This window comes from Streptomyces sp. NPDC047453, from assembly GCF_040643155.1.
GTDB lineage: Bacteria > Actinomycetota > Actinomycetes > Streptomycetales > Streptomycetaceae > Streptomyces.
Window position 1 is genome coordinate 25,121 of record NZ_JBEYTS010000018.1, and the last position, 26,225, is coordinate 51,345.

22 protein-coding genes and 2 tRNA genes are annotated in these 26,225 nt (G+C 71.3%); 13 read left to right on the forward strand and 11 right to left on the reverse strand.

Annotated elements, in window-relative coordinates:
• Window positions 1–42 precede the first annotated feature (42 nt).
• From ABZ818_RS18175 to ABZ818_RS18190, 4 genes are all read left to right on the forward strand, one after another.
• Window positions 43–1,095 (forward strand): 2-aminoethylphosphonate ABC transporter substrate-binding protein, encoded by a 1,053-nt coding sequence (locus ABZ818_RS18175; protein ID WP_361415399.1) that lies wholly within the window; start codon window positions 43–45, stop codon window positions 1,093–1,095.
• A 93-nt stretch (window positions 1,096–1,188) separates the two neighbouring features.
• Entirely contained in the window at window positions 1,189–1,968 is a 780-nt protein-coding gene (locus ABZ818_RS18180) for an HAD-IIA family hydrolase (RefSeq protein WP_361415401.1), read from the forward strand.
• A gap of 539 nt (window positions 1,969–2,507) precedes the next feature.
• Window positions 2,508–3,179, forward strand: a complete 672-nt coding sequence (locus ABZ818_RS18185; protein ID WP_361415403.1) for a sortase — start codon at window positions 2,508–2,510, stop codon at window positions 3,177–3,179.
• 192 nt (window positions 3,180–3,371) lie between these two features.
• Window positions 3,372–4,400 carry a glycoside hydrolase family 6 protein gene (locus ABZ818_RS18190; protein ID WP_361415405.1) on the forward strand — a complete coding sequence of 343 codons (1,029 nt, stop codon included), beginning with the start codon at window positions 3,372–3,374 and terminating at the stop codon, window positions 4,398–4,400.
• A gap of 96 nt (window positions 4,401–4,496) precedes the next feature.
• Here the strand turns inward: ABZ818_RS18190 and ABZ818_RS18195 are convergent, their stop codons facing one another.
• The 3 genes from ABZ818_RS18195 to ABZ818_RS18205 form a co-directional block, all read right to left on the reverse strand.
• A complete protein-coding gene (locus ABZ818_RS18195; protein WP_361415407.1) occupies window positions 4,497–6,431 on the reverse strand; it encodes a kelch motif-containing protein in 1,935 nt (644 codons plus the stop codon).
• Window positions 6,428–8,452: a glycosyltransferase family 2 protein gene (locus tag ABZ818_RS18200; protein ID WP_361415409.1), complete on the reverse strand. Its 2,025-nt coding sequence runs from the start codon at window positions 8,450–8,452 to the stop codon at window positions 6,428–6,430. The genes ABZ818_RS18195 and ABZ818_RS18200 overlap by 4 nt, the downstream gene beginning before the upstream one ends.
• A 514-nt stretch (window positions 8,453–8,966) precedes the next feature.
• A tRNA-Lys gene (locus ABZ818_RS18205) sits at window positions 8,967–9,043 on the reverse strand.
• A 186-nt stretch (window positions 9,044–9,229) separates the two neighbouring features.
• Here ABZ818_RS18205 and ABZ818_RS18210 point away from each other — a divergent pair.
• The 4 genes from ABZ818_RS18210 (at window position 9,230) to ABZ818_RS18225 (ending at window position 13,062) form a co-directional block, all read left to right on the forward strand.
• On the forward strand, window positions 9,230–10,519 hold the full coding sequence (locus ABZ818_RS18210) for a peptidoglycan-binding protein (RefSeq protein WP_361415411.1): 1,290 nt from the start codon (window positions 9,230–9,232) through the stop codon (window positions 10,517–10,519).
• A 73-nt stretch (window positions 10,520–10,592) separates the two neighbouring features.
• Window positions 10,593–11,738 carry an SPFH domain-containing protein gene (locus ABZ818_RS18215; protein ID WP_361415413.1) on the forward strand — a complete coding sequence of 382 codons (1,146 nt, stop codon included), beginning with the start codon at window positions 10,593–10,595 and terminating at the stop codon, window positions 11,736–11,738.
• A 132-nt stretch (window positions 11,739–11,870) separates the two neighbouring features.
• The gene (locus tag ABZ818_RS18220) at window positions 11,871–12,476 is read left to right on the forward strand and encodes a lytic polysaccharide monooxygenase (protein WP_361415415.1); all 606 of its coding nucleotides are present in this window, start codon (window positions 11,871–11,873) and stop codon (window positions 12,474–12,476) included.
• 115 nt (window positions 12,477–12,591) lie between these two features.
• Window positions 12,592–13,062, forward strand: a complete 471-nt coding sequence (locus tag ABZ818_RS18225) for a DUF3592 domain-containing protein (protein ID WP_361415417.1) — start codon at window positions 12,592–12,594, stop codon at window positions 13,060–13,062.
• Window positions 13,063–13,105: 43 nt separating this feature from the next.
• On the opposite strand, the gene ABZ818_RS18230 is transcribed toward ABZ818_RS18225, so the two are convergent.
• The 5 genes from ABZ818_RS18230 to ehuB form a co-directional block, all read right to left on the reverse strand.
• A tRNA-Lys gene (locus tag ABZ818_RS18230) sits at window positions 13,106–13,179 on the reverse strand.
• A 132-nt stretch (window positions 13,180–13,311) separates the two neighbouring features.
• Window positions 13,312–14,130 (reverse strand): ectoine/hydroxyectoine ABC transporter ATP-binding protein EhuA, encoded by an 819-nt coding sequence (gene ehuA / locus ABZ818_RS18235; RefSeq protein ID WP_361415563.1) that lies wholly within the window; start codon window positions 14,128–14,130, stop codon window positions 13,312–13,314.
• 4 nt (window positions 14,131–14,134) lie between these two features.
• A complete protein-coding gene (ehuD, locus tag ABZ818_RS18240; protein WP_361415419.1) occupies window positions 14,135–14,779 on the reverse strand; it encodes an ectoine/hydroxyectoine ABC transporter permease subunit EhuD in 645 nt (214 codons plus the stop codon).
• A complete protein-coding gene (gene ehuC, locus ABZ818_RS18245; RefSeq protein WP_361415421.1) occupies window positions 14,776–15,519 on the reverse strand; it encodes an ectoine/hydroxyectoine ABC transporter permease subunit EhuC in 744 nt (247 codons plus the stop codon). Before ehuC ends, ehuD begins: the two co-directional genes overlap by 4 nt.
• 15 nt (window positions 15,520–15,534) lie before the next feature.
• Window positions 15,535–16,434, reverse strand: coding sequence for an ectoine/hydroxyectoine ABC transporter substrate-binding protein EhuB (gene ehuB, locus ABZ818_RS18250; protein WP_361415423.1), 900 nt, complete (start codon window positions 16,432–16,434; stop codon window positions 15,535–15,537).
• A 216-nt stretch (window positions 16,435–16,650) separates the two neighbouring features.
• Between ehuB and ABZ818_RS18255 the strand changes: the two genes are divergently transcribed.
• Window positions 16,651–17,145: a DUF3830 family protein gene (locus ABZ818_RS18255; RefSeq protein WP_361415425.1), complete on the forward strand. Its 495-nt coding sequence runs from the start codon at window positions 16,651–16,653 to the stop codon at window positions 17,143–17,145.
• Here ABZ818_RS18255 and ABZ818_RS18260 read toward each other — a convergent pair.
• Window positions 17,126–18,529, reverse strand: a complete 1,404-nt coding sequence (locus ABZ818_RS18260) for an amidase (protein WP_361415427.1) — start codon at window positions 18,527–18,529, stop codon at window positions 17,126–17,128. The two genes, ABZ818_RS18255 and ABZ818_RS18260, sit on opposite strands and share 20 nt — an antisense overlap.
• 18 nt (window positions 18,530–18,547) lie before the next feature.
• The gene (locus ABZ818_RS18265) at window positions 18,548–19,495 is read right to left on the reverse strand and encodes a D-2-hydroxyacid dehydrogenase (RefSeq protein WP_361415429.1); all 948 of its coding nucleotides are present in this window, start codon (window positions 19,493–19,495) and stop codon (window positions 18,548–18,550) included.
• A gap of 209 nt (window positions 19,496–19,704) precedes the next feature.
• On the opposite strand from ABZ818_RS18265, the gene ABZ818_RS18270 reads away from it, so the two are divergent.
• The 4 genes from ABZ818_RS18270 (at window position 19,705) to ABZ818_RS18285 (ending at window position 23,880) form a co-directional block, all read left to right on the forward strand.
• Window positions 19,705–20,523 (forward strand): decarboxylase, encoded by an 819-nt coding sequence (locus ABZ818_RS18270; RefSeq protein ID WP_361415565.1) that lies wholly within the window; start codon window positions 19,705–19,707, stop codon window positions 20,521–20,523.
• Window positions 20,520–21,251: an aspartate/glutamate racemase family protein gene (locus ABZ818_RS18275; RefSeq protein ID WP_361415431.1), complete on the forward strand. Its 732-nt coding sequence runs from the start codon at window positions 20,520–20,522 to the stop codon at window positions 21,249–21,251. Before ABZ818_RS18270 ends, ABZ818_RS18275 begins: the two co-directional genes overlap by 4 nt.
• Window positions 21,252–21,433: 182 nt before the next feature.
• Window positions 21,434–22,588: a glutathione-independent formaldehyde dehydrogenase gene (locus ABZ818_RS18280; RefSeq protein ID WP_361415567.1), complete on the forward strand. Its 1,155-nt coding sequence runs from the start codon at window positions 21,434–21,436 to the stop codon at window positions 22,586–22,588.
• Window positions 22,589–22,770: 182 nt separating this feature from the next.
• Window positions 22,771–23,880: an LLM class flavin-dependent oxidoreductase gene (locus ABZ818_RS18285; protein WP_361415433.1), complete on the forward strand. Its 1,110-nt coding sequence runs from the start codon at window positions 22,771–22,773 to the stop codon at window positions 23,878–23,880.
• Window positions 23,881–23,916: 36 nt separating this feature from the next.
• Here ABZ818_RS18285 and ABZ818_RS18290 read toward each other — a convergent pair whose 3' ends face one another.
• Window positions 23,917–26,109 carry an EAL domain-containing protein gene (locus ABZ818_RS18290; RefSeq protein WP_361415435.1) on the reverse strand — a complete coding sequence of 731 codons (2,193 nt, stop codon included), beginning with the start codon at window positions 26,107–26,109 and terminating at the stop codon, window positions 23,917–23,919.
• Window positions 26,110–26,225 lie beyond the last annotated feature (116 nt).

Here is a 26,225-nt window from a genome sequence, read left to right on the forward strand (position 1 = left end):
CCCTCCCGGGCTCGTCCCACCCAGCAAGGAGTTCACCTCGCCATGCGCAAGAACACGCTCAAGATCGCCACCGCCGTCTGTCTTCTCGCCGCCCCGCTCACCGCCTGCGGCGGCAACTCCTCCGCCGCCGACGCCAAGGTCGTCACCGTCTACAGCGCCGACGGACTCAAGGGCGAGAACGGAGACGGCTGGTACGACCGCGTCTTCCAGGACTTCGAGAAGGAGACCGGCATCAAGGTCAAGTACGTCGAGGGCGGCTCCGGCGAGATGGTCCAGCGGGCCGTCCGCGAGAAGGGCAACCCGCAGGCCGACGTGCTGGTCACCCTGCCGCCGTTCATCCAGCAGGCGGACAGCAAGGGCCTGCTCGAGAAGTACACGCCGCAGGGCGCCGACCAGGTCGGCACCGAGGACAAGGCCACCGACGGCACCTGGACCTCCGTGGTCAACAACTACTTCGGCTTCATCTACAACAAGAAGGAGCTGAAGCAGGCCCCCACCACCTGGGAGCAGCTCCTCGACGGCAAGTACAAGAACAAGCTCCAGTACTCCACGCCGGGTGTCGCCGGCGACGGCACCGCCGTGCTCGTCAAGGCCATGCACGACTTCGGCGGCAAGGACGCGGCGCTCGCGTACCTGAAGAAGCTCCAGGCCAACAACGTCGGACCGTCCGCCTCCACCGGCAAGCTCGCGCCCAAGGTCGACAAGGGCGAACTGGTCGTCGCCAACGGCGACGTCCAGATGAACTTCGCCCAGTCAAAGACCATGCCCAACCTGGGCATCTGGTTCCCGGCCCGGCAGGGCGGGAAGCCGACCACCTTCGCCCTGCCGTACGCCGCCGGACTGGTCAGCCACGCCCCGCACGACGCCAACGGCAGGAAGCTTCTGGACTTCATGCTCGGCAAGCAGGCGCAGCAGCAGGTCAGCGAGATCGGCGGCGGCTTCAGCGCCCGGCAGGACGTCAAGGCCACCGACGCCAACGCGACCGACCTGGCCAAGCTGATGCAGGGCGTGGAGGTGTTCACTCCGGACTGGAACGACATCGACAAGAACCTCACGACGTACGTCGAGGCGTGGAAGCAGGCCACCGGAAGCTGAACCGACCACCGGCAAGATCCGACCTCCGGCAAGATCCGGCCACTGGCTAGGCTGGACTCACGCAAACGCGCGTACGGCAGGAGGCCGAAGCACATGGCAGACCGCAAGCCCATCGAGTCGTGGCTCACCGACATGGACGGTGTCCTGATCCACGAGGGTGTTCCGATCCCCGGTGCCGACGCCTTCCTGAAGAAGCTGCGTGAGTCCGGCCGGCCGTTCCTGGTGCTGACCAACAACTCCATCTACACCCAGCGCGACCTGCACGCCCGCTTGCAGCGCATGGGCCTGGACGTGCCGATGGAGAACATCTGGACGTCCGCCCTGGCCACCGCCCAGTTCCTCGACGACCAGCGGCCCGGCGGCAGCGCCTACGTCATCGGCGAGGCCGGCCTGACCACCGCGCTGCACGACATCGGCTACATCCTGACCGACCACGACCCCGACTTCGTGATCCTGGGGGAGACCCGGACGTACTCGTTCGAGGCCATGACGAAGGCCGTGCGGCTGATCAACGACGGCGCCCGGTTCATCGCCACCAACCCGGACAACGTGGGCCCCTCCGCCGAGGGTGCCCTGCCCGCGACCGGCTCGGTCGCCGCCCTGATCACCGCGGCGACCGGCCGGAAGCCGTACTTCATCGGCAAGCCCAACCCGCTGATGATGCGCGCCGGGCTGAACGCGATCGGGGCCCACTCGGAGACCTCCGCCATGATCGGCGACCGTATGGACACCGACGTGCTCGCGGGCCTGGAGGCCGGGATGCGGACGTTCCTGGTCCTCACCGGTGTCACGCAGGCGAAGGACATCGACCGCTACCCGTTCCGGCCGTCCCACGTCGTCGACTCGATCGCGGACCTCGTCGAGCGGATCTGAGAACCCCGTCCCGCCCTCACCCCTTCTCACCCATTCGGCGCAGCGCGGTTTCGCAGCGGATGCGGCCGTGGCCCGTCGGGAGTCTCCTGATAGCGGAGGTTTCACGATGGGTCCATTGCGCCTGACACTCTGCACGGGACTCCTCGCGGCCGCCGCCCTCGTCCCGGCGGCCGACGGGGTGGATGGTCCGGGTGGTCCGGGCGGTCCGGTTCTGCCCGGTGCCCCGGCGGCTCCGGGCGCCCTCGCCGTCGTACCGCCGTCGAAGCCGCCCACCGTCTCGGCTTCCCCGAGCCCAACACGCACGCCACCCACTCGACCCACGCCGTTCGTTCCGGCCACCCGGACCCCCGGGCCCACCACCGACCCCGCACCGGCCGCTCCGCCCGCGCCCGGCACGGCGCACGCGGTGACCGGGTTGGTGCTCGCGGGTGCCGCCGGGGCGGCCGTCCTCCTCCTTCCCCGGGCGCGCGGTACGACCCGTGCCGGGGACGGCCGGCGCGGCCGCCACGGCCGCGGATCGCACTGAGGGCGGGATCGGCATGTCCGACCACGACGGCACCCGCTCCCGCTGCACCGGCCGCCTCCTGGCCGGCCTGGCCTGGGTGGTGCTGCTGCTCGGGCTGTGGCTCTGGGGACGCGATCTCACCGACGTACGGGAGTCCCTGGCGCCGTCGGCCACCGGGGACATGGCCGCGGCCGGCCGGCCCTCCGCGGACCGGCTGCCCATGGCGTCCGGCCCGCTGGCCGACGCCCCGCCGCGGCGCCTGGACATCCCCGGCCTGGGAGTGCGGGCGCCGGTGGTGGCCCGCGGCCTGGACGCGCGGGGCGCGGTCGAACCGCCGCCGGCGGACCAGTCCGGCACGGTCGGCTGGTACGGCGCCGGGGTGAAGCCGGGGGCGTCCGGGACCGCGCTGCTGGTGGGCGACCTCGGTGCCGGGAACCGGCCCGGGGCGTTCGACCGGATCGGTTCGCTGCGGCCCGGCGAGGCGGTCCGGGTGGTCCGGGACGACGGCAGCGTCGCCGACTTCACCGTCGACGACGTCAAGGTCCTGACCGGCGACCGGCTCGACGTCCGGCAGGCGTCCGGGGAACCGAAGCCGGGCCGCGCCGAACTGCGGCTGATCGGCTGCGGCGGCACCGTCGACGGAGCGAGCCGCGGCTGCGCCGCGAGCGTGGTCGTGTCGGCGTACCTCACGGGCACCGGCCAATGAGGCCACCGACCAATGAGGCCCCGGCCCGTGAGGCCACGGCCACCACCGCCACCCCGCCGCCACCGCCACTGTCACCCGGCCCAGTCGACGAACCCCTCCCCGACTGACCGCTCCCCATGGGACTTTGAGGCCTCGGGCGACCTGTGACCTGTGACAGCATGGAACCCGGCCGAGCGCACCAAGGGGGAAGGCATGTACGGCATGAGGGGGGCCCTCTCGCGTGCCCGTGCGGCGGGGGTCCGGGCGTCCGCGGCGGTGCTGGGGGCGGCACTGCTGGCCGCCGGGTGCACCTCCGGGGGCGGCGACAAGGACGACGGCGCCGGGATCACCCAACAGCCCAAGGAAGCCGACCCGTTCTGGGTCAACCCGGACAGCAGGGCGGCCCGTCAGGTCGCCGCCTACCTCAAGGACGGGAAGAAGGCCGACGCCGAGCAGATCCGGAAGATCGCCGGGCAGCCGACCGCCGAGTGGATCGGCCCGGAGAACCCCGAGCAGGAGGCCCGCGGCTTCACCGAGGCCGCCGACAAGGCGGGCCGCACCGCGCTGCTCGTCCTCTACAACATCCCGCACCGCGACTGCGGCCAGTACTCGCAGGGCGGCGCCGCCGACGGGGACGCCTACCGCTCCTGGGTGGACGGCGTGGCCCGGGGCATCGGCGACCGCCCGGCCACGGTGATCCTGGAACCGGACGCCCTGCTGCACCTGGTGGACGGCTGCACCCCGGAGGAATTCCGCGAGGAGCGCTACGACCTGCTCGAGGGCGCGGTCGAACGGCTCACGTCCCTGAAGAGCACCAAGGTGTACGTGGACGCGGGCAACGCGGGCTGGGGCCGCCCCGACCAGATCTTCGAGCCGCTGCGCCGCGCGGGCGTGGACCGGGCCGACGGCTTCGCGGTCAACGTCTCCAACTTCTACTCCACCCGGGAATCCCTCGCCTACGGCAAGCAGTTGTCCGCCAAGCTGGGCGGCAAGCACTTCGTCGTCGACACCAGCCGCAACGGCAACGGCCCCTACGACGGCGGGGATCCGGGCGAGCGCTGGTGCAACCCGCCCGGCCGGGCACTGGGCGAGGCACCCACGACGAGGACGGCCGACCCGCTGGCCGACGCCTACCTGTGGGTCAAGCGGCCCGGCGAGTCCGACGGCACCTGCAAGGGCGGCCCGAAGGCGGGGGACTGGTGGGCCGACTACGCGCTGAAGCTGGCGAGGGCCAGCAAGTAGAGTACCCGGAACACGACTTGGGGCGCCCCCCTGGAGGGAGGGCGCCCCTGAGTGCATGCGGCTACGGGACCTCGGCTGCTCCCGGGTCCCGGCCCGCTACGGGACCTTCACCCACTGCGCCTCGCTCGGCGTTCCCTGGTCGTCGTCGACGAACAGCATGTACCACCCCGACTGCACCAGGTTCCGGCCCTTCGGCACCGTCACCGTGATCTTGTCGCCGGACGTGGTGAAGTCCAGCGCGATCGAGCGCTGGTCGACGTCCGTGACATGCGTGGAGGCACTCGGGCGGATCAGCCGGACCTTCTTGATCGTGCCGGCGTGCTGCGAGGCGAACGTGCCGGAAGCGCCCCGGGCGATGGTCCGCGGGCCGCCCGACAGGGAGGGCCGCGCGTCCCGGTACAGATACGGCGGCGTGTAGATCTCGACGCGCTGCTCGAACGTGCCGGGCTTGGTGTTGGCCTTGTCGCCGTAGAGCGAGTCGGAACCGAAGAACATCACCCGGCCGTCCGGCAGCAGGATCGAGCCGGCGTGGTAGTTGCGGCCCACCAGCGGGTCGGCGACCCGCTTGAAGGAGTTGGTCCCCGGGTCGTAGAGCCGGGCCTGGAGGATGTTGGAGTCGCCGCGGCCGCGGTAGTCCTCGGAGCCGCCCGAGACCAGGATGGAGTCGTCGGGCAGGACCGAGGACTGCGGGTAGCGGGTGCCCTTCTCCAGCGTCGGACCGTCCGTGAAGCGCGGGTTCTTCGCCTTCAGGTCGATGATGCGGGTCTTCCTGCTGGCCAGTTGGGACTCGCCGACCCCGCCGCCGCCGATCACCATGAACCGCTCGTCCTGCGCGGGCGGCAGCAGCACCGTGCCGGAGGTCTCCATCATCTGCGCGTCGCTCAGGCCGGGCAGCTCGGTGAACTTGTTGCTGTCCACGTCCCAGACACCCGGGTCGCGGCCCACGTCGGCCGGCCCGTAGCCCGCGTTGGAGCCGGAGTAGAACAGCTTGCCGTTCTGCAGCAGGAACAGCGCCGGATAGGTCGGGAACTGACGGACCTTCGGCGTGTACGTCCACTTCTTGGTCTTGGGGTCGAAGACCTCGTTCTTGCCCGGGACCAGCTGGCCGATGTCGTCGAGGCCGGAGACGCTGAGGATCTTCCCGTCGCTCAGGGTGGCGAGCGTCGGGTACCAGCGGGCCTCGTTCATCGGGTCGACCTTGATGTACTTCTCGGCGACCGGGTCGAACTCGTAGGCGTCCCGGATCCCCTGGAAGTCCTTCTTGTCCAGGGCGAGCTTCTCCGCGATGCCGTAGGTGTTGCGGGTGTCGTCGCCGGACAGGCCCTGGATCCGGTAGTTGTCCTGGGTGCCCGTCTCGTACCGGGCGCCGCTCTTCTGCGCCTCGACGTAGATGCGGCCCAGACCCGGGCTGTTGCCCAGGAACCTGCCGGCCTGGTCGAACTTCTTCTTGGCGCGCGGCACCAGCACCGGGTCCTTGGAGACGAACGTCTTGCCGTTCTCCCCGCCGGTGAACCTCGTGCCCGCGGGCAGCGTGATCGGCTTGTCCGGGTTCTCGTTGTGGACGATCATCAGGCCGCCCGCCTTGGTGACGTCGCCCTGGAGCTTCTCGTACCGCTTGGTGCCGCCGGCGATCAGGATCTTGCCGTCGGCGAGCTGGGTGTGGCCCGTGCAGAACAGGTCCTCGGGCGTGGGCACCTTCTTGACGGTGCCCTTGACCGGGTCCCAGATACGGGTGTCGAACTGCCGGGCGTCGAAGTTCTTCTTGTTGTTGCCCGAGCCGGCCACCATCAGCACCTTGCCCGTGTGCAGCAGCACGGCGTGGATGGTGTTCTGCCGGTACTCCTTGGGGAACTCGACGATCTCCCAGTGGCCGTTCTCGGCCTTGTACTCGGGTTTGTTGATCTTGTACTGGTGGTAGCGCTCCGTGCCGAAGCGGTAGAGCCACGGCCCGTTCATTCCGGCCAGAGCGACTACCACCACCGCGCCGATCCCGAGCCGTCGGGCGCGCCGGAGGCCGGCCTGGTCCTTCATTCCTTACGTCCCCCCAGTCCACCGAGGGCGATCTGCATGGTGTGCTCGCCCGTCGTTCCGTCCGTTCCGGCCCCACTCGGCCCCTGCTGTCCCGCGCTGCCCGGCGCGTGTCCCGGCGGTACCTCCGCCACCGGGACCGGCATGCCCCGCGCCGGTGTGTGCGCCCGGTGCGGGTGCGCCGGGACCGCGTCCCACGGCTCCGGCGCGGCGGCCCCGGACGCCTGCCGGCGCCGCTCCTGCCGCAGCGTCCACCGCCAGGCGAAGATCGGTGCGGCGGTGACGAGCATGGCGAACGTGGCCCAGGTGATCATCGCCGGGTGGGAGTGCCCGAGGGCGAAGCCCGCGACGAGCGAGCCGCCGAAGACCAGGATGAAGAACCAGTGGATGCGGAACGTCCCGAACAGCGTGTCGGGGCTCGCCGACTCGCCCTTCGGGGTCACCACGAACTTGCTCTTGCGCCGCAGCACGGCGTCCATCAGCGAGCGCGCGTAGACCGGCGCCGACAGCGCCGACATCACCATGCCGGCCACCCCGCCGGAGCCCTCCGGCTCGTGCGGCGAGACGTTGTGCCGGCGGTTCCAGACGTACAGGCCGATCTGGAGCGCCGAGGCGTTGCCGTACAGCATCAGCCACACGGTCGGGTCGATGTTCACGCCCGAGGCGCCGAGGCCCAGGAACAACGCGCAGCTCAGGGCCGCCAGGATCCAGTTGAGGGCGGACATCGGATAGAAGATGATCATCATCGTGTAGTTGAAGAGCTTGGCCGGCGGCAGGGTGCCGAAGCCCTTCCAGTACTGCTTGAGGATCGTCTCGTAGGTGCCTCGCGACCAGCGCAGCTGCTGGGTGAAGAAGTCCGTCCAGGCGTTCGGGCCCTCGCCGACCGCGAGCACGTCGGGGGTGTAGACCGACTTCCACTTGCGGCCGGTCGCCGGGTTCTTGGCGCGGTGCATCTCGAAGCCGGTGGCCATGTCCTCGGTGATCGAGTCGTACAGGCCGCCGATCTGCTTGAGCGCCTTGATTCGCACGGCGTTCGAGGTGCCGACGAACATCGGCGCGCCGTAGCGGTTGCCGGCCCGCTGGATCAGCGCGTGGAAGAGGAACTGCTGCGACTCGGCCGCCTTGGTGACGAACGTGTCGTAGTTGCCGTAGACCTGAGGGCCGATCACGAAGCCGACGTCGGGGTCGCGGAAGTACCCCAGCATCCGCTCCAGGTAGTTGGGCAGCGGGACGTGGTCGGTGTCGACGGAGGCGAAGAAGTCGTAGTCGTCGCCGTGCGCCTGGAGCCAGGCGTTGTAGTTGCCGTGCTTGGTCTTGGCGCGGTGCGGACCCTTGGCCTGGTTCCAGCGCGCGACGCCCTTGCGGCTGAAGTGGTGCACGCCCAGGCGCGCGCAGACTTCCTTCACGTCGGGGTCGTCGCCCTCGTCGAGCAGCCAGACGTGCAACAGGCCCCGGTGACGCAGCCGTACGGCGGCCTCCAGGGTCTTGGTCACCATCTCCAGCGGTTCCTTGCCGGGCACGAAGGAGGTCAGGAACGCGACCCGTGTGCCGGGCTCGGGCACCACCGGGACCGGGTCCCGGGCGACCAGGGTGGCGTGTGCGTTGGACAGCACGTTCATGCAGCGGAAGAACTCGATCAGGCCGATCGAGACCAGCATCACCGCGTCGAGGGCCGGCAGGAAGTCGTAGGCCGGGTAGTCGCGTTCGGTCCAGTGCTTGGGCTGGAGCAGCCACGCCAGCAGGACCAGCGACAGCAGCGGCGCGGCGGCGAGCATCAGCGCGACCCGGATGCGGTGCGGCTCCTGCGAGATCAGCGAGCGGTACTGCACCGTGTACGGCTCGTCCGGGTCGGGCTCGGTGAGGGGGCCGGCCAGCCGGCTGTAGTGCTCGTAGTCGTATTTCGGCAGGGACTTCTTGATTCTGCGGAATGTCCCCGTGGTGCCGGTGCGGTGTCCCGGCACTCGTAGCCGGGTCGTCTCAGAAGGATCGGATTCGTGCCGGGCGCCCGACGGCGTCGACGTCATGACTCATCCCCCCACACGCATGCGAGCGCGTGTTCGTCGGTTCCTTCGTCCGTTCGAGGCCCCCCTCGGCCCGTCACGGACGTTTGCGTGCCGGCCGCGGGTCACCAGGTCGGTCCCACCCCGGAGACACGGCACCGCGGCCCGCCGGTTGCATGGCTGCCCCCCGTGGCGGCCGTCGACGCGCGGGAGTCACGGCTCACCACGCGGCTGGAGCAACCGGCTCCTACAACCCCCCAACACCCCCCAACATCCCCAGCACCCCCCAAGTGCCGCCAAAGGGCGGCAGCTTGAAACATCCAGGGTTCTACGGTGCTCAGCATGATCGCAAGACGCGAAACTCGGAGTTTACCGGCCATACGCGTGCATTGCGGAGAGGGGGTGCGCCGAGGTGTTCGGCACCCTGCGCCGCTCGATCTTCTGTACGGCTGAGACGGGAGAGGCGTTCAGCCGGAACGCAAGGAACCGGTTAAAAGTGAGGCGAGCCCGGTCCTGTGGACCGGGCTCGCCTTTGTCGTGGTGCGCCGCCAGGGACTCGAACCCCGGACCCGCTGATTAAGAGTCAGCTGCTCTAACCAACTGAGCTAGCGGCGCCTGCTGACACCGTTCACTTTACATGACCTCCGGAGGTCCCCCGACCAGCCGCGCCCGCTGGGCGGGGCCGGTGGAGCCGTCCTGTACATCGTTCGGACCGTCAATGTTCGCGTCCGGTGGACAGTTGTGGCAATGATCAACGTGCACAGATCAGGATATGTACCTATGAAGTGTGAGGAAGATCGCATGATGTCTCCGGTGTTCGAGGACATCGACCCCGCGAGCGACTGCGACTGCCCCGTGCGCGGGCGCGGCCTCTCCCGCTCCCCGGCCGCCCGCACCCCGGTCCGTGCGGCCGCCGCGCATCGCGCGCTGGTCGTGGCGGCCGTCACCGCCGCCGCCGTCCTCGGCGTGGGCCATGCGCCACCGGCGGCGGCAGTCATCCACACCGCCGGCCGGACACCCGGGCCGCCGGACACCCGGTCCTCGGCCGACGAGACGGAGACCCCGCAGGGCGTCGCGGGCGCGTTGTTCGGGCCGGGCGGACCGGTCAAGGCGGGGGAGCAGGTCGTGATCGGCGCCACCACCCGGTCGCAGATCGTCGCCCGGGCCAAGAAGTGGCTGGACGCCCGGGTGCCGTACAGCATGAACCTCTTCTGGCGCGACGGATACCGCCAGGACTGCTCCGGCTTCGTCTCGATGGCCTGGGACCTGCCGCGCAACGAGTGGACCGGCAGTCTCGGCCGGTACGCGGCGCGGATCACCAAGGAGCAGCTCCAACCCGGCGACATCCTGCTCTTCCACAACCCCGACAACCCTCAGAAGGGCTCACACGTGGTGCTCTTCGGCGGCTGGATCGACCAGCGGCACACCTCGTACATCGCCTACGAGCAGGCGCCGCCGCACGCTCGCAGCAGGACCACTCCGTACGCGTACTGGACCAACTCCAAGCGCTACGTCCCCTACCGCTACAAGGGCGTCACCCGGGGTGCGGCCGGTCCTGCGGCGGCGTCGCCCGCGCCGTACCCGGGAGCGGCGTACTTCGGACCCGGCGCCAACAACCCGCATGTCACCCGGCTCGGCCGGATGCTCGCCGCCCGCGGCGGCGCCTCCTACTACGCCAAGGGGCCCGGCTCGCGCTGGTCGGAGGCGGACCGGCGGGCCACCCAGGCCTTCCAGCGGGCCCAGGGCTGGACCGGGGCGGCCGCGGACGGACTGCCGGGCCCGCGGACATGGCAGCTGCTGGTGACCGGGAAGGGCAAGGACATCAAGGCCGCGGCCCCCGCCTCGCACGGGGTGCCCGGCTATCCGGGGCGGGCGATGTTCCGGCCCGGTGCCGACAACCGGTACGTCACCGAGCTGGGCCGGCAGCTGGTGAGGAAGGGGTACGGCCGGTTCTACACCAACGGCCCGGGGCCGCGCTGGTCGGACGCGGACCGGCGGGCCGTCGAGGCCTTCCAACGCGCCCAGGGGTGGCGGGGCGGCGCGGCGGACGGCCGGCCGGGGCCCGAGACCTGGCGCCGGCTCTTCGCATGACCGCGGTCCCGGAGGGGCCGCCGATCCACCGTACGAACGTCTGAACCATCTGGCGCGGAGGCTGGAGGCAGGTATGAGTACGACCACATCCCCCACACCCGAATACGACGAGCACGAGGTGATCACGGCCTCGGACGGCTGGGCGGGCCGCTGCGTCCCCCGGCTCATCCACAACGAGGGGACCACGGAGATCCCCGTCCATCTGCTGTTCCGCGACGACGCGGACACGATCCCGCTGCCGGTCATGCCCGCGGTGGTGGGCAGCAGGAAGGGCACCGGTGAGCAGCCGCGGCTGGGGCACGGGCACCGGGTGCCCGCGCCGGCCCGCCCGGTGCCGGAGATGGACTCCGAACTGGTGGAGCGCCCGGCGCCGGTGCTGCCCGGCGCGGCCGGGGTGCTGGCCGGGGCCTGCGGGGTGGCGGGCTGTGTGCTCACCTCGTGGTGGGCGGGGGTGCTGCCGGGCATCGCGGTGCGGCTGCTGGGGCTGCCGGCGTCCGCGGACGCCGGACTCGGCGGACCGCAGTGGGCCGCGTACGGCGGGGCGGGGGCGCTCGCCCTGTTCGGTTTCGGCGGGCTGGCCCGGGGCCGGACCGGGCGGGCCTGGGTGCTCGGCCTGTTCGGCCGCTACCGGGGGACCGTCCGGCGCACCGGGCTGCTGTGGCTGAACCCGCTGATGCCGCGCCGCCGTATCGACGTCCAGCTGCGGCACTGGCGCAGCGAGCCGATGCCGGCCGCCGAAGCGGGCGGGGTCGCACTACGGGTGGTGGCGCTGGTGGTGTGGCGGGTGCGGGACACCGCGCGGGCCATGCTCGGGATCGACGACCACGAGACGTACCTGCGCGAGTGCGTCGAGGCGGCGCTGGCCCGGGTGCCGGTGGACCCGCCGGGTGGCGCGCGGGGGGCGGCGGCCACCGCGGAGACGCTGACCCGGCTGGTGAAGCGGGAGGTGACACCGGTCGGTCTGGAGGTGTTCTCGGTCCAGCTGGTCCGGGTCGAGTACGCGCCGGAGGTCGCCGCCGCCATGCATCGGCGCAGCGTCGCCGCACTGGACGCGCGGCACCGGGCGAGCATGCTCACCTCGGTGGTGGACTCGGTGGAGGACACGGTGACCCGGCTGACCACCAGAGGTCTTGTCGACCTCAACGACTATGAACGCAAGCTGCTGGTACGGGACTTGACGGTGGCGTTCTGCGCGGGAGGCCGGGAACCGGGGCTCTGACGGGGACGGCGTGACGGGGGCGGGGGAGGGCGCGTCTTTGGTATGGACATGTTCAAGTAACGGCAATAGCCTGAACTTGGTCTAGACCTGCACAGCTCACTGAACCTCCCCCACATCTCCAGGAGCGGCAGTATGCGCACCAAGGCCAAGATCTCCGCAGCCGTGCTCGGCCTCACGACCGCCGGAGCCTTCGTGCTCTCCACCGGCGGCGCCAGCAGCCACGGCTACACCGACCTGCCCATCAGCCGGCAGAAGCTCTGCAACAACGGAACCGTCGCCAACTGCGGCGACATCCAGTGGGAGCCGCAGAGCGTCGAGGGCCCGAAGGGCTTCCCGGCCTCCGGGGCGGCCGACGGGCGGCTCTGCTCTGGGAACAACACCCGGTTCAGCCAGCTCGACAGCCCCAAGACCCCCTCGGGCGGCGCCTGGCCGACCACCAAGGTCAACGGCGGCCAGAGCTACACCTTCCGCTGGCAGTTCACGGCCATGCACGCCACGACGGACTTCAAGTACTACGTGACCAAGCAGGGCTGGAACCAGAACCACGCCCTGACCCGCGCCGACCTCAACACGACCCCGTTCCTGACGGTGCCCTACGGCGGACAGCGCCCGCCGGCCACCCTCAGCCACAGCGGCTCCCTGCCGACCGGGCTGAGCGGCCACCACGTCATCCTCGCGGTCTGGACGATCGCCGACACGGGCAACGCGTTCTACGCCTGCTCCGACGTCACGTTCTGAGCGTCGATCCGGGCGTTCCCCGATCTGAGCATTCCCTGAGCCACCGGACCGGCCGGCGTGGGTAGATTCCCCCCACGCCGGCCGATCACGGCGGCGCCGGAGTCCGGGGGATCTCATGGAAGTGCTGTTCTACGTCGTGCCGCTGCTCATGATCGGCACCGCGGTCTTCGTGCTGACCAGAGTCCTCCGCCGCGCCCGGGAGGTGCGCGGTGCCTGGGGCAGCGGGCTCACGGCCCGGGCGCGGTGTCTGCGGACGTACACCACAACCAGCGGCGGCGGGGAGACCACGGTGAGCACGACGCTGCACCACGTGTACGAGTTCACCACGCGTGACGGCCACAGCGTCCGCTTCGAGGAGAGCAACGGACTCGCGACGGTCGTCGAGGGCGACATCGTCACCGTGTACTACGCGGCGGAGCGGCCGGAGCGGGCGACGGCCCACGCCCCGGCACGCGGGAAGCTCGCGGCGGAATCGGGCTGCCTGGTGGCTTTCCTGGGCGTCTTCATCACGGGCTGCGTGATCTTCATGGTCGTCGTCCACGTGTTCTTCTCGTTCTTCCCGGCGGAGGACGCCTTCCTGCCGTAGACGCGAGAAGGGCCCCCCGTGATCACGAGGGGCCCTTCATCTGTGCGCCGCCAGGGACTCGAACCCCGGACCCGCTGATTAAGAGTCAGCTGCTCTAACCAACTGAGCTAGCGGCGCATGACTCCCGCCATCCGCTTCTCGCGGTCGGCGACGAAGAAAATACTACCTGGTCCTCGGGGGTGCTTCGACCATCCCGGGGGCCGGGGCGCCGGGACGGCCCGGAAGGCCGCCGGCGCCCCGGAGCGGCCCCTACAGCACGGCGCTCAGGAACTCCCGGGTGCGCTCGTGGTCGGGGTCGCCGAAGAGCTTCTCCGGCGGCCCGGACTCGATCACCCGGCCCGAGTCGAACATCAGCACCTGGTCGGAGATGTCCCGGGCGAAGTTCATCTCGTGGGTCACGCAGAGCAGCGTGATGTCGGTGGTGTGCGCGATCTCCCTGAGCAGGTCGAGCACGCCCGCCACCAGCTCCGGGTCCAGGGCCGAGGTCACCTCGTCGAGGAGCAGGATCTCCGGCCGCATGGCGAGCGCCCGGGCGATCGCCACCCGCTGCTGCTGGCCACCGGACAGCTGCGACGGATGGGCGTCGATCTTGTCCGCCAGCCCGACGAGGTCGAGGAGTTCACGGGCCCGCTCCTCCGCCTCCTCGCGGCCGAGCCCGAGCACGTTGACGGGCGCCTCCGTGATGTTCTGGAGCACCTTCATGTTCGGGAACAGGTTGAACTGCTGGAAGACCATCCCGATCTTCCTGCGGATCCGGCGCAGGTGCTTCTCGTTCGCCGGGTGCAGGGTCCCGTCCGGGCCGGGCATGTGGGACAGCGGCTCGCCGGCCACGTGGATCACGCCGTCGCTGACGCGCTCGAGCGTCATCAGCAGCCGCAGGATGGTCGTCTTCCCCGAGCCGCTCGGCCCGATCAGCGTCACGTGCTCACCGCGCTGGACGGCGAAGTCCAGCCGGTCGAGCACGACGTGATCGCCGAAGCGCTTGACCACCTGGTCGAAGCGGACCAGATCCGCGGGCGGCGCGTCCGGCGCCGCGTTCTCGGGCGCCTGCGGCGGCGTCTTCTGCAAAGGGTCAGTGGCCAAGGCGCTTCTCCAGCTTTCTCATCAGAAGCGAGGTCGGGTAGCTTGCCGCCAGGAAGAACAGGCCCGCCAGGGTGAACGTCTCGGCGTAGGTGAAGTGGTCCGCGCCGTACTCACGGGCCTTGGCGACCATCTCCTGGACCGTGATGACGGCCAGGAACGGGGTCTCCTTGAACATCGAGATGCCGTAGTTGCCCAGCGCCGGCAGCACTTTGCGCACCGCCTGCGGCAGGATCACCGCCTGCCAGGTGCGGCGCGGCGACATGGACAGCGCCCGGCAGGCCTCCCACTGGCCCTTCGGCACGGCGTCGATGCCCGCCCGGTACACCTCCGACAGGTAGGAGGCGTAGTGGATGCCGAGCACCGCGACGCCGATGGTCAGCGGGTCCACCGTGTTGAAGACCGCGTAGGCGCCGACCAGCTGCACCAGCAGCGGGGTGGACCGGACGAACTCGGTGACCGTCCGCACCGGCACGGTGACCAGCCGGCTCGGCACCCGTCCGGCCACGGCCACGAGCAGGCCGAGGACGGCGGCCACCGCGGTGCCGAGGACCGTGGCCAGCAGCGTGGTCAGAAAGCCGTGCCACAGCAGCGGCAGCGAGTCGCGGACCGCGCCCCAGTCCCATGCGTAGCTCACGACGCGCCTCCCGCCATCTCGGGCTCGCCCGCCGAATCGGCGCCGCGGCGGCGCAGCAGGGCGCGGCGGTCCGTGTGCAGGCCGAGCCGGGACTTGGCGTGCCGCTCCAGGGCGTTCATCAGCAGCGTCAGCGCGTAGGCGAGGACGAAGTAGATCATCAGCAGGGTCAGATAGGCCCACGTGGTCGCGCCGGTGCGGTCACGCATCTGCTGGACCACCGTCGTCAGGTCGGCCGCGGAGATCAGCCACAGCAGCGGGGTGCACTTCAGCAGCTGGATCAGCAGGTTCGTGAACGAGGGGATCATCTGCACCCACGCCTGCGGCAGGATCACCCGGTGCATGCGTTGCAGCGGCGTCATGTTCAGCGCGACGGCGGCCTCCCACTGTGCCTTGGGCACGGCGTTCAGCGCGCCGCGCACCACCTCGGAGCCGTAGGCGCCGTAGTTCATGCCGAACGCCACCACACCGCAGAACAGCGGCGACAGTTCGTACCCGGACAGCAGCGGGAACGCGTAGTACAGCCAGAACAGCTGGACGTACAGCGAGGTGCCGCGGAGGAACTCCACGACCACCCGGGAGACGCCGCGGGCGAGCAGGAGCCTGCTGTTGGCCGCGAAGCCGAACACGAAGGACAGGGTGAGCGCGACGGCCGAGCCGAGGACCGTGGCCTCGACCGTCACGAGCAGCCCCGACCACACGTCGGAGATGTGGTCGAAGAAGTACGTGTAGAAGTCACCCATGGACAGGCGTCCCCGTCAGCCCTTGCACAGGTCGGCGGTCTTCAGGTCCGCCGGCGGGATCGTGTCCTTGCCGAACCCGTACTCTTCGACGAGCTGCACGTACCGGCCCGGATCCGAGGTGATCTTCTTCAGCTGCTCGTTGAAGGCGTCCCGGAGCTCCTCGCTGCCCTTGCGGAAGACGGCGCCGCCCGGGCTGTACTGCTTCACGCCGCCGACCACCGGCACGAACGAGTCGGTGACCTCCACCTTCGGGTTGGTCCTGGCCAGCCAGCGCAGCGAGATGCCCGTCAGCACGAAGGCGTCGATCCTGCCCTGCGCGACCGCGTCCGCGCCGTCCTGCGGCTTCTGCAGCGTCCGTATGCCGCTCTCGGAGATCCCGGCGGCGGTGACGTAGCCCTTCTCCACCGCGCCCGACATCACGCCGATGGTCGCCCCGGCCGACTTGGCGGCGGCGAGGTCGGTCAGGTTCTTCGGGTTGCCCTTCTTCACCATCATCGCGGTGGGCGAGACGAACTCGGGCTCGGAGAACAGGGCCTTCTGGCAGCGCTCCGGGATGATGGCCATGCCCGCACTGATCACGTCGTACTTGCCGGCCTGGAGACCGGGGATCAGACCGTCCCACTCGGAGAAGGTCGGCTTCAGCTCGTCCACTCCCAGGGCCTTGAAGATCTCTCTGTGCAGCGTCGGTGCCTCGCCCTTGAGCTGCCCGCCCTCCTCGAAGCCGTACGGGGCCTCGTTGGCGTAGGCCACCTTCACATAGCCCTGCTTCTTCAGTTGTTCCAGCTTCGAGCCCTTGCCGTCGCCGCTGTCCGTCTTGCTGCAGGCGGCCAGCAGCCCGGGGACGGTGAGCATGCCGCCCACGGCCGCCGTCCTGGTCAGAAAGCCCCGGCGGGACAGGTTGGGGAACTCGGACATGGACACTCACCCTCCAAAAGAGCCTCGTCGGCTCGGGCCCTTCGCAGATAGTGGTGGCGCCTGCCCGATCTCCGTCGTCTATGCGGACGGACTTGGGGATGTAATCCAACGGTGTCCGGGGGGATACCGTTCCGTGTCCGGATGCGGAGGGACGGGACGGGTGTGAACTCCCGCGCCTTCGGGCAGACGGCCCCTCAGAAGCTGCGAGGAGGCGCCATGGTGGAACGCCACGTCGAAGTCGCGCTGGAGAAGCGCGGGATCCGCTGCACGGCGCGGCTGCTGGACGACCGGGCGCCGCGCACCTGCGCCGCGGTCTGGGACGCGCTCCCGCTGAGCGGGGACGTCTACCACGCGAAGTACGCGCGCAACGAGATCTACGCGCTCTTCGCGCCGTTCGCCCGGGCGGAGCCACCGCTGGAGAATCCGACGGTCACTCCGATCCCGGGCGATCTGTGCTACTTCTCGTTCGCCGGCACCGAACTGGGCACGCAGGCCTACGGCTACGACCGGGTACCCGGCGCCGGGCCGACGGTCGTGGACCTAGCCCTGTTCTACGAGCGCAACAACCTCCTGCTCAACGGGGACGTCGGCTGGGTGCCCGGCATCGTCTGGGGCCAGGTCACCGAGGGCCTGGACGCCATGGCCCAGGCCTGCAACGACCTGTGGCGCTCCGGCGCGGCGGGGGAGACCCTCAGCTTCCGGCGGGCGTGAGCCGGGTCGCCAACCCCGCGTCGTACAGCGCGTGGGCCGCCCGCAGCACCAGGTCGTCGCGGTGCCGCGCGGCCACGATCTGGAGGCCGACCGGCAGACCGCCCTCGTCCCGGCCCACGGGCACGGACGCCGCCGGCTGCTGGGTCATGTTGAACGGGTACGTGAACGGAGTCCACCCGGTCCAGCGCCGGTGCCCCGAACCCTTCGGCACCTCCGCGCCCGCCTCGAACGCCGTGATCGGCAGGGTCGGCGTGACCAGCAGGTCGTAGCTCTGGTGGAAGTGGCCCATGACGCGGCCGAGTTCCATGCGGACGTCCACGGCGGCCAGGTAGTCCAGCGCCGACAGCCGGGCGCCGTCCGCGCAGATCTCCCGCAGCCCCGGGTCGAGCAACTCCCGTCGATGGGGCCCCAGATGTTGGGCGACACGGGCGGCGCCGCTGAACCACAGGGTGTGGAAGGCCTCCACCGGGTCGGCGAAGTCGGGGTCGCTCTCGGTGACGTACGCGCCGAGCCCCGCCAGCCCCGCGACCGCCCGGCGCACCGCCGTGGCGACCGCCGGGCGCACCGGCACCTGGCCGCCCAGGGACGGCGAGTAGGCGATCCGCAGCCCCCGTACCCCGCCGGCCAGTGCCTCCGTGAACGAGCCGGGGGCCGGGCCGAGCGCCGACCAGTCCCGCGCGTCGGGCGCACCGATCACGTCGAGCAGCAGCGCCGCGTCCGCCGCGTCCCGGGTCATCGGACCCACGTGCGACAGGGTGCCGAAGGCGCTGGGCGGATACAGCGGGACCCGGCCGTACGTCGGCTTCAGACCGAAGATCCCGCACATCGCGGCCGGGATGCGCACACTGCCGCCACCGTCCGTGCCCAGCGACAGCGCGCCCGCGCCGAGCGCCACGGCCGCCGCGCTGCCGCCACTGGAGCCGCCGGCGGTACGGGCCGGGTCGTGGGGGTTGCGGGTGACACCGGTCAGCGGGGAGTCCGTGACGCCCTTCCAGCCGAACTCGGGGGTCGTGGTCTTGCCGAGGAAGACCGCGCCGTGCTCGCGCAGCCGGGCCACCGAGGGGGCGTCCTCGTCCCAACGGCCCTCCTCCGGCACGGTCCTGGAACCGCGCAGGGTCGGATGGCCGCGCAGCAGCAGGATGTCCTTGACGGTGACCGGCACCCCGTCCAGCAGCCCCGACGGCCTTCCGCGCCGCCACCGGTCCTCCGACTCCCGGGCCCGCGCCAGGGCGTCCTCGGCGGTGATCCGGACGAACGCGTTCACCTCCGGCTGGATCCGCTCGGCCCGTTCCAGGGCCGCCCGGGTGGCCTCCACTGGGCTGAATTCGCCCTTGCGGTAGCCGTCGAGCAGTTCTCCCGCGGTCAGCTCGGTGAGTTCGGTCATCGCGCCTCCAGACAGGGGTCAGTGTCCCGGTACGTATCCGCGCCGTTTGTCGACGACGTTCGGCAGCGGCTCGCCCGCCTCCCAGCGGCCGTACAGATCGACGAACTGGGCCGCCAGCTCGTCCCGCCAGCCGACCGTGTCACCGCTCATGTGCGGGGACACGACCAGGCCCGGCACCCGCCACAACGGGTTGTCCGGGGTGAGGGGTTCGTCCTGGAAGACGTCCAGGGCGGCGCCCGCGATCCAGCGGTCCGTGAGCGCCCGGACGAGCGCCTCCTCGTCGACGAGCTGCCCCCGGCCGACGTTGACGAAGCGGGCCGAGGGCTGCATGAGGCCGAACCGGCGGGCGTCGAACATGCCGCGGGTCTCCTCCGTCAGCGGGGCCGCCGCGATCACCCAGTCGGCGCGGGCGACGAGCCGGTCCAGGTCCTCCGGGCCGTGCACTCCGGCGCGCGCGGCACGGCCGACGACCGCCGCCCGCACCCCCAGCGCGCCGAGCGTGCGGGCGATCGCCCGGCCGATCGGCCCGGAGCCCACGACACACGCGCGCGTACCGGCCACCCGCTGCGACTCGCGGTGCAGCCACCGCCCCTCGCGCTGGAAGTCCAGGGTCCGCGGCAGGTCCTTGGCCAGGGCGAGGACGAGCGCGGCGACGTACTCGGCGATCGGCTCGTCGAACACGCCCCGCGCGTTGGTCACCACCGTGCCGGACGCCGCGATCTCGGGACACATCAGATGGTCCACGCCCGCGCTCACCGTGTGCACCCAGCGGGGCCGCGGGCCCCCGCCCGGCCAGGCCTCCCGCACCGCGGTGGAGGTGAAGTCCCACACGAGCAGCACGTCCGCCTCGGGAAGCCGCGCGGCCAGCCCGGCCGCGTCCGTGCGCACGATCCGGGCGCGGCCGGTGAGCCGGCCCAGACGCGGCGGCGGATCGGCGTCCAGGACGAGCAGGACGGGGACACTCATGGCGAGCCGTTTCTCGAAAGGGGCGGCCGTCTGACGTGCACGGATTGACCACGCTCGCACCCGAACCTACCTTCGTCAACACGGGCGCCCGTACGGACGGTTGCTGTCTGCTGCCCCACCGTGTCGTTCACCTGCCGTCAGTGCCGCCCTTCCGTCTCCCTCACGTGAGGCAGGTGTCTGCCATGGACGCCACGAACGACATGAACGGCATGGGGATCTCCTTCCTCGGCGGCCCGCGCCCGCAGCGCGGAGTCGGGGTCGTCGCCCCCTTCGACTTCGCGCTGGACCGCGAGCTGTGGCGGTGGGTGCCGGACGAGGTCTCGCTGCACCTGACGCGGACACCGTTCGTGCCGGTGGAGGTGAGCCTGGACCTGGCGCGGCTGGTCAGCGAGCACCAGACGCTCGACGCCGCGGTGCGCACCCTGACCGCCGTCGCACCCGAGGTCGTCGCCTACGCCTGTACCTCGGGCAGCTTCGTCGGCGGGATCGCCGGCGAGCGCGCGATGTGCGCGGCGATGACACGGGCGGGTGGGGTGGCCGCGGTGACCACGTCCGGGGCGCTGCTGGAGGCGCTCGCGGAACTCGGCACCCGGCGGGTGGCGCTGGTGACCCCGTACACGGTGTCCTTGACGCGCTCGCTCCAGGACTACCTGGCCGAGGCCGGTGTCACCGTCACCGGGTGCGCGTACATGGGCCTGACCCGGCACATCTGGAAGGTGCCGTACCGCGGCGTGGTCGACATGGCCCGCCGGGCCGCGCGCCGCAACCGCCCCCAGGCGCTGTTCCTGTCCTGCACGAACCTGCCGACCTACGACGTGATCCCGCAGCTGGAGGCCGAGCTGCGCATACCGGTGATCTCGGCCAACCAGGTCACGATGTGGGCTGCGCTGCGCCGGCTGGGTACCCGAGCGGTCGGGCCCTACCAGGCGCTGCCGGCCGGTGTGCCTCCCGCGCCGCCCAGTCCGCGGCACGGTGACGGCGGCGCCTGGCCCGTACTGTCCGACGAACAGCAGGAAGGCAGGCCATGACCGCACTCGGATTCCTCTACCCGGGCCACTCCGCAGAGGACGACTATCCGCGCATCGAGCAGCTCCTGGGCAGCGACATCCGGGTGGACCTGGTCCACACCGACATCGGCGAGGACGCGCACCGGGTGGACGCGCTGTACGAGATGGGCTCGCCCGAGCGGCTCGCGCAGGGCGTGCAGGGGCTGCGGCTGTCCGGCGCGGAGGCGGTGGTGTGGGCGTGCACCAGCGGCAGCTTCGTACGCGGCTGGCAGGGCGCGCACGAGCAGGTCCGCGCGCTGGCCCGGGTGGCGGGCATGCCGGCCTCCTCCACGTCCTTCGCCTTCGTGCACGCGGCGGCCGAGATCGGCGCCCACCGGGTCGCGGTCGCCGCGACCTACCCGAAGGACGTCACCGGCCTGTTCGCGGACTTCCTGCGCGCCGGGAAGGTGGAGGTGGCCGCCGCCCGCAGCGCGGGGATCATCACCGCGGCCGAGGTGGGCACCTGGGGCGAGGCGGAGATCCTGGCCCTGGCGCGGGAGGCGGACGTCCCCGAGGCGGACGCGGTCCTGCTGCCCGACACCGCCCTGCACACGGCGTCCCACCTGCCCGCCCTGGAGGAGCACCTCGGCAAGCCCGTTCTCACGGCGAACCAGGTGACCGTCTGGGAGGCGCTGCGACTCACCGACCGCCGGGTCAACGCGCCCGCTCTGGGCGCGCTGTTCACACGGGAGCCGATCGTCCAGGTGTGACACCGGCGCGGTTGCGGTCCCCGTCGCGCGGGCGGACGCTGGAAGTGTCCGGCGGTGCAGCGAGAACGCCCGGGGCCCGGGAGCGACGCCCCGCCTTCCTGTGTCATCCCCCTGGTTGGTGTCCCCCGGCAACGGCCCGTGGTCGCCGCCGTCGTCCAGCATTCGACGCGGAGGTGACCCAGGTGAAAGCCGTCGTCTACGAAAAGCCCTTCAACGTCACGGTGAGGGACGTCGACGATCCCCAGATCCAGCACCCGAACGATGTGATCGTACGGGTCACGTCCACCGCGATCTGCGGTTCCGACCTGCACATGTACGAGGGCCGCACGGCCGCCAAGGCGGGAATCGTCTTCGGCCACGAGAACCTCGGCATCGTCGAGGAGGTCGGCGACGGCGTGACGTCGCTGTCCCAGGGCGACCGGGTCGTGATGCCGTTCAACGTGGCCTGTGGGTTCTGCAAGAACTGTCTCGCCGGGAAGACCGGGTTCTGTCTGACGGTGAACCCCGGGTTCGCCGGAGGCGCCTACGGATACGTGGCGATGGGCCCCTACACCGGCGGCCAGGCCGAGCGGCTGAGGGTGCCGTTCGCCGACTTCAACTGTCTGAAGCTGCCGCCGGGCGACGAGTTCGAGACGGACTTCGTGCTGCTCGCCGACATCTTCCCGACCGGCTACCACGGCTGCGAACTCGCCAAGGTGTCGCCCGGTGAGTCCGTCGCCGTCTTCGGCGCCGGACCGGTGGGCCTGATGGGCGCCTACTCGGCGCTGCTGCGCGGCGCGTCGATGGTGTTCTCGGTCGACCGCGTGCCCGAGCGGCTCGCCAAGGCGGAGGAGATCGGGGCCATCCCCATCGACTTCACCCAGGGCGACCCGACCGAGCAGATCAAGGAGATGACCAACGGCGAGGGCACCGACAAGGGTGTGGACGCCGTCGGCTACCAGGCCCAGTCGCACAAGGACGTCAGCCACGAGGAGCCCGCCGTCGTCCTCAACACGCTGGTCGAGACGGTGAGGCCCACCGGCCTGCTCGGCATACCGGGGCTGTACGTGCCCTCCGACCCGGGCGGGCCCGACGAGCACGCCAAGCACGGCCAGCTGCTGGTCTCCATCGGCAAGATGTTCGAGAAGGGCCAGCAGATGGGCACCGGCCAGTGCAACGTGAAGCAGTACAACCGCCAGCTGCGCGATCTGATCATCGCCGGGCGCGCCAAGCCCAGCTTCGTGGTCTCCCACGAGCTGCCGCTGGCCGACGCGCCCCAGGCATACCAGAAGTTCGACAAGCGGATCGAGGGCTACACCAAGGTGGTCCTGCACCCGGGCCACGCGCTCGCGGCGTGAACGCGAGCTGAGACGAGCCGTCGCGGCTGGGGCTCCGCCCCGGGCCCCGTCAGGGTCCGGGGCGGAGCCCCGTGGCGGCTTCGCGCATGCGGGACGCGCGGGTCGGGGGGAAAGGAACAAACGGCAGCGGTTCCCTGTTGACGCCGGTCGGAAAAGGCACGGCCAAGAGCAGGGAGGCACCCGTGGCGGGAGACGAGATCAGGGGCACGGCACTCGGGACCGCCCCGGTACCCCTGTCCGTACTGGACCTGGTGACCGTGGGCGCGGGGTACACCGCGACCGACGCGCTGCGCACCAGCGCCGCCCTGTCGAGGACCGCGGAATCCCGCGGCTACCACCGCTACTGGGTCGCCGAGCACCACTCGATGCCGGGCGTCGCCTCCTCCTCACCGGCCGTGATCCTCGCCCACCTCGCCGCCCACACCGACCGGATCCGCCTCGGCTCCGGCGGCGTCATGCTGCCCAACCACGCCCCGCTGGTCATCGCGGAGCAGTTCGGCACCCTGGAGGCCTTGGCTCCCGGCCGCGTCGACCTGGGTCTCGGCCGCGCCCCCGGCACGGACGGCGCCACCGCCGCCGCCCTGCGCCGCACCGACCACCTCGACGGGGGCGCAGACGACTTCCCCCAGCAGCTCGCCGAGCTGATCCGCTTCCTCGACGACGACTTCCCCGACGGCCACCCCTACCGCCGCATCCACGCCGTGCCCGGCCCGGTCCAGGCGACCTCCCCGGGTGGCGTGCAGTCCCGGCACCGCCCGCCGGTCTGGCTGCTCGGCTCCTCCGGCTTCAGCGCCCGCCTGGCCGGCACGCTCGGCCTGCCGTTCGCGTTCGCCCACCACTTCTCCGCGCAGAACACCGTCCCTGCCCTCGACCTCTACCGCGATTCGTTCCGCCCGAGCGCGGTGCTGGACGCCCCGTACGCCCTCATCGGCGTCGCCGCCCTCGCCACCGAGGAGGAGCGCGAGGCGCGCCGCCAGGTGCTGGCCGCCGCCCTGAACATGGTCCGGCTGCGCACCGGCCGCCCCGGCCTCGTGCCCACCCCGGAGGAGGCGGAGGCGCACGAATTCAGCTCGATGGAGCGGGAGTTCGTCGATTCCTGGAACGCCAACGTCGTCCACGGCACCCCCGACGAGGTCCGCTCCGGTCTCGACGACCTGCAAAAGCGCACCGGGGCCGACGAGTTGATGATCACGAGCAACGCGCACAGCGGTGCCGTACGCCTGCGCAGCTACGAACTCATCGCGGACGCCTACGGACTGCCGGCGGACGTCCGGTCACTGCCCGGCGACTGAACGGGCCAGGCTCCGGCTCCGGCCGCCCGAACTGGTTCAGCTCCGGCCGGCCAGCAGCTCGGAGATGCGGTCGGGCGACACCGGCCGGGAGTACAGCCACCCCTGTCCGGTGTCGCAGCCGATCCGGCGCAGCCTGCTCGCCTGGTCGGACGTCTCCACGCACTCGGCGGTGACGGTCAGCCCCAGCCGGTGGGCGAGCTGGATCATCGCCTCCACGATGACCTCGTCCGCGGGGCTCGGCCGGCCCGCCGCGCCCTCCGGATCCTCGTGCTGGAACCCCCGTACGAAGGAGCCGTCCAGCTTCAGCGCCGACACGGGCAGGCGGCTGAGGTAGGCGAGGTTGGAGTATCCGGTGCCGAAGTCGTCGATGGCGATGTGCACGCCCATGTCGTTCAGGGACCGCAGGGCCTCGAGCGGCCGCCCGGCCGAGCCCATCACGGCCGACTCGGTCAGCTCCAGCTGGAGCAGGTGCGGCGCCAGCCCGGTCCGGGCGAGCACCTCGGCCACGTCCGCGACCAGGTCGGAGTCCCACACCTGGCGGACGGCCACGTTGACGCTGACGAAGATCGGCGGCTCGTCCGGGTGGTCCAGCTGCCAGCGGCGGGCCTGGTGGCAGGCGGTGGCCAGGATCCAGCGGCCCAGCGGCACGATCGAGCCGTCCTCCTCCGCCAGCGCGATGAACCGATTCGGCGTCAGCGTGCCGAACTCCGGGTGCCGCCAGCGGACGAGGGCCTCGACCCCGCGCAGCCGCCCGTCCTCCATGCCGACCAGCGGCTGGTACTCCAGGGCGAACTCGCCGCGTTCGACGGCCGCGCGCAGCGTGGAGACCAGGGCCTGACGGGTCATGCGGTGCGCGTTGCGCTCGGGGTCGAACAGGGTCCAGCGGGCCTTGCCGTCCGCCTTCGCCCAGTACAGCGTCGTGTCGGCGGCCTGCATCAGCGCGGTGGCCGACGATCCGGCCGCGTGCCGCTCGACCACGCCGATGGACGCCGACACCGACAGGAGCCGGCCGGCGACCTCGAAGGGTTCCTGGAGGGCCGAGAGCACGGACTCGGCCAGCTCCGCGAGCTGCTCGGTGCCGGTCGAGTCCTCGACGAGCAGCGCGAACTCGTCGCCGCCGAGCCTGGCCACCAGTGGTGTGCTGGTGCGGCCGTGGCCGGCCTCGTCGGCGCACCGGGTCAGCCGTTCGGCCACCGCGGCGAGCAGCCGGTCGCCGACACGGTGGCCGAGGGTGTCGTTGACCGCCTTGAAGCCGTCGAGGTCCAGGTTGCACAGGCCGACCCGGCCGCTCCCGCCGTGCTCGTACGACTCCGTCTCCAGCGCGGCCGACAGGCGCTCGAAGAACAGGGTGCGGTTGGGCAGCCGGGTCACCGGGTCGTGGTTCTTCAAGTGCCGCAGCCGGGCCTGGAGTTCCCGCCGGGCGCTGATGTCGGCCACGGACAGCAGCACGCCCGGGGAGCCGGGTGTCAGGGGCGCGACCGTGACCTGGACCCACAGCCGGTGGCCGTCGGGGTGCTTGAGCCGGCGGGCGCAGCGCAGCCGGGCCTGCCGGCCGCGCAGCACCTCGCCGTAGGCGTGCCGGGTGCGGGTGTCGGAGGCCAGGTCCACCAGATCGGCGGCGGGCTGCCCCGCCAGTTCGTCGGGCACGGCGCCGAGGAGCGCGCCGAAGGTCTCGTTGGCGCTGACGACCAGGCCCTCGTGGTCGACGACGGCCATCGCCAGCGGCGCCGCGGCGAACGCGGACCGGAAGGCGCGCTCGGCCCCGGTGGCTGGGGCGGGGTCCGGGGCGGCGCTCGGAGCGGCGTTCAGGACGGAGTCAGAGGTGGAATCCCGGGCCGGTTCCAGGACGGATTGAGGGGCTGGTCCCAGGACGGATTCGGGTGCCGGTTCCAGGATGGGTGCCGGGGCTGATTCCCGGGCGGGTTCCGGGGTGGTGCGGGCCGGTGGTGATGCGGACCCGAGCAGGTCCATGACGGCGGGCACGGATTCGGCCAGGACGGTGAATCGGGGGGCGGCGGGTGCCGGTTCCGCCATCGGAGTGAGGCCGTGGACGGGGAGGAACTCGGCGGGACCGGTGCCGGAGGGCGCGGGCGCGGTGGGGGCGTCGGCCCGCTCGGCGGCGGCGGCCGTGACCGGGTCGGCACCCGGAGGTCTCGCGACATCACTCTCTGTGACAGTAGGTCGGATGAGGTCTGCCGCGGGCGTCGGCCCTTCGGACGTTCCGCTCACCGCTCGCTCCCGCAGTGCACTCGGTTCTTCTTATCGGTCTCGTCGGGCGGCCGGCCGGGTGGTGGACGGCGGCCCGACCCGTGTCCGCGCAGGAAAGTGCAGGGAAAGTGTGTCGA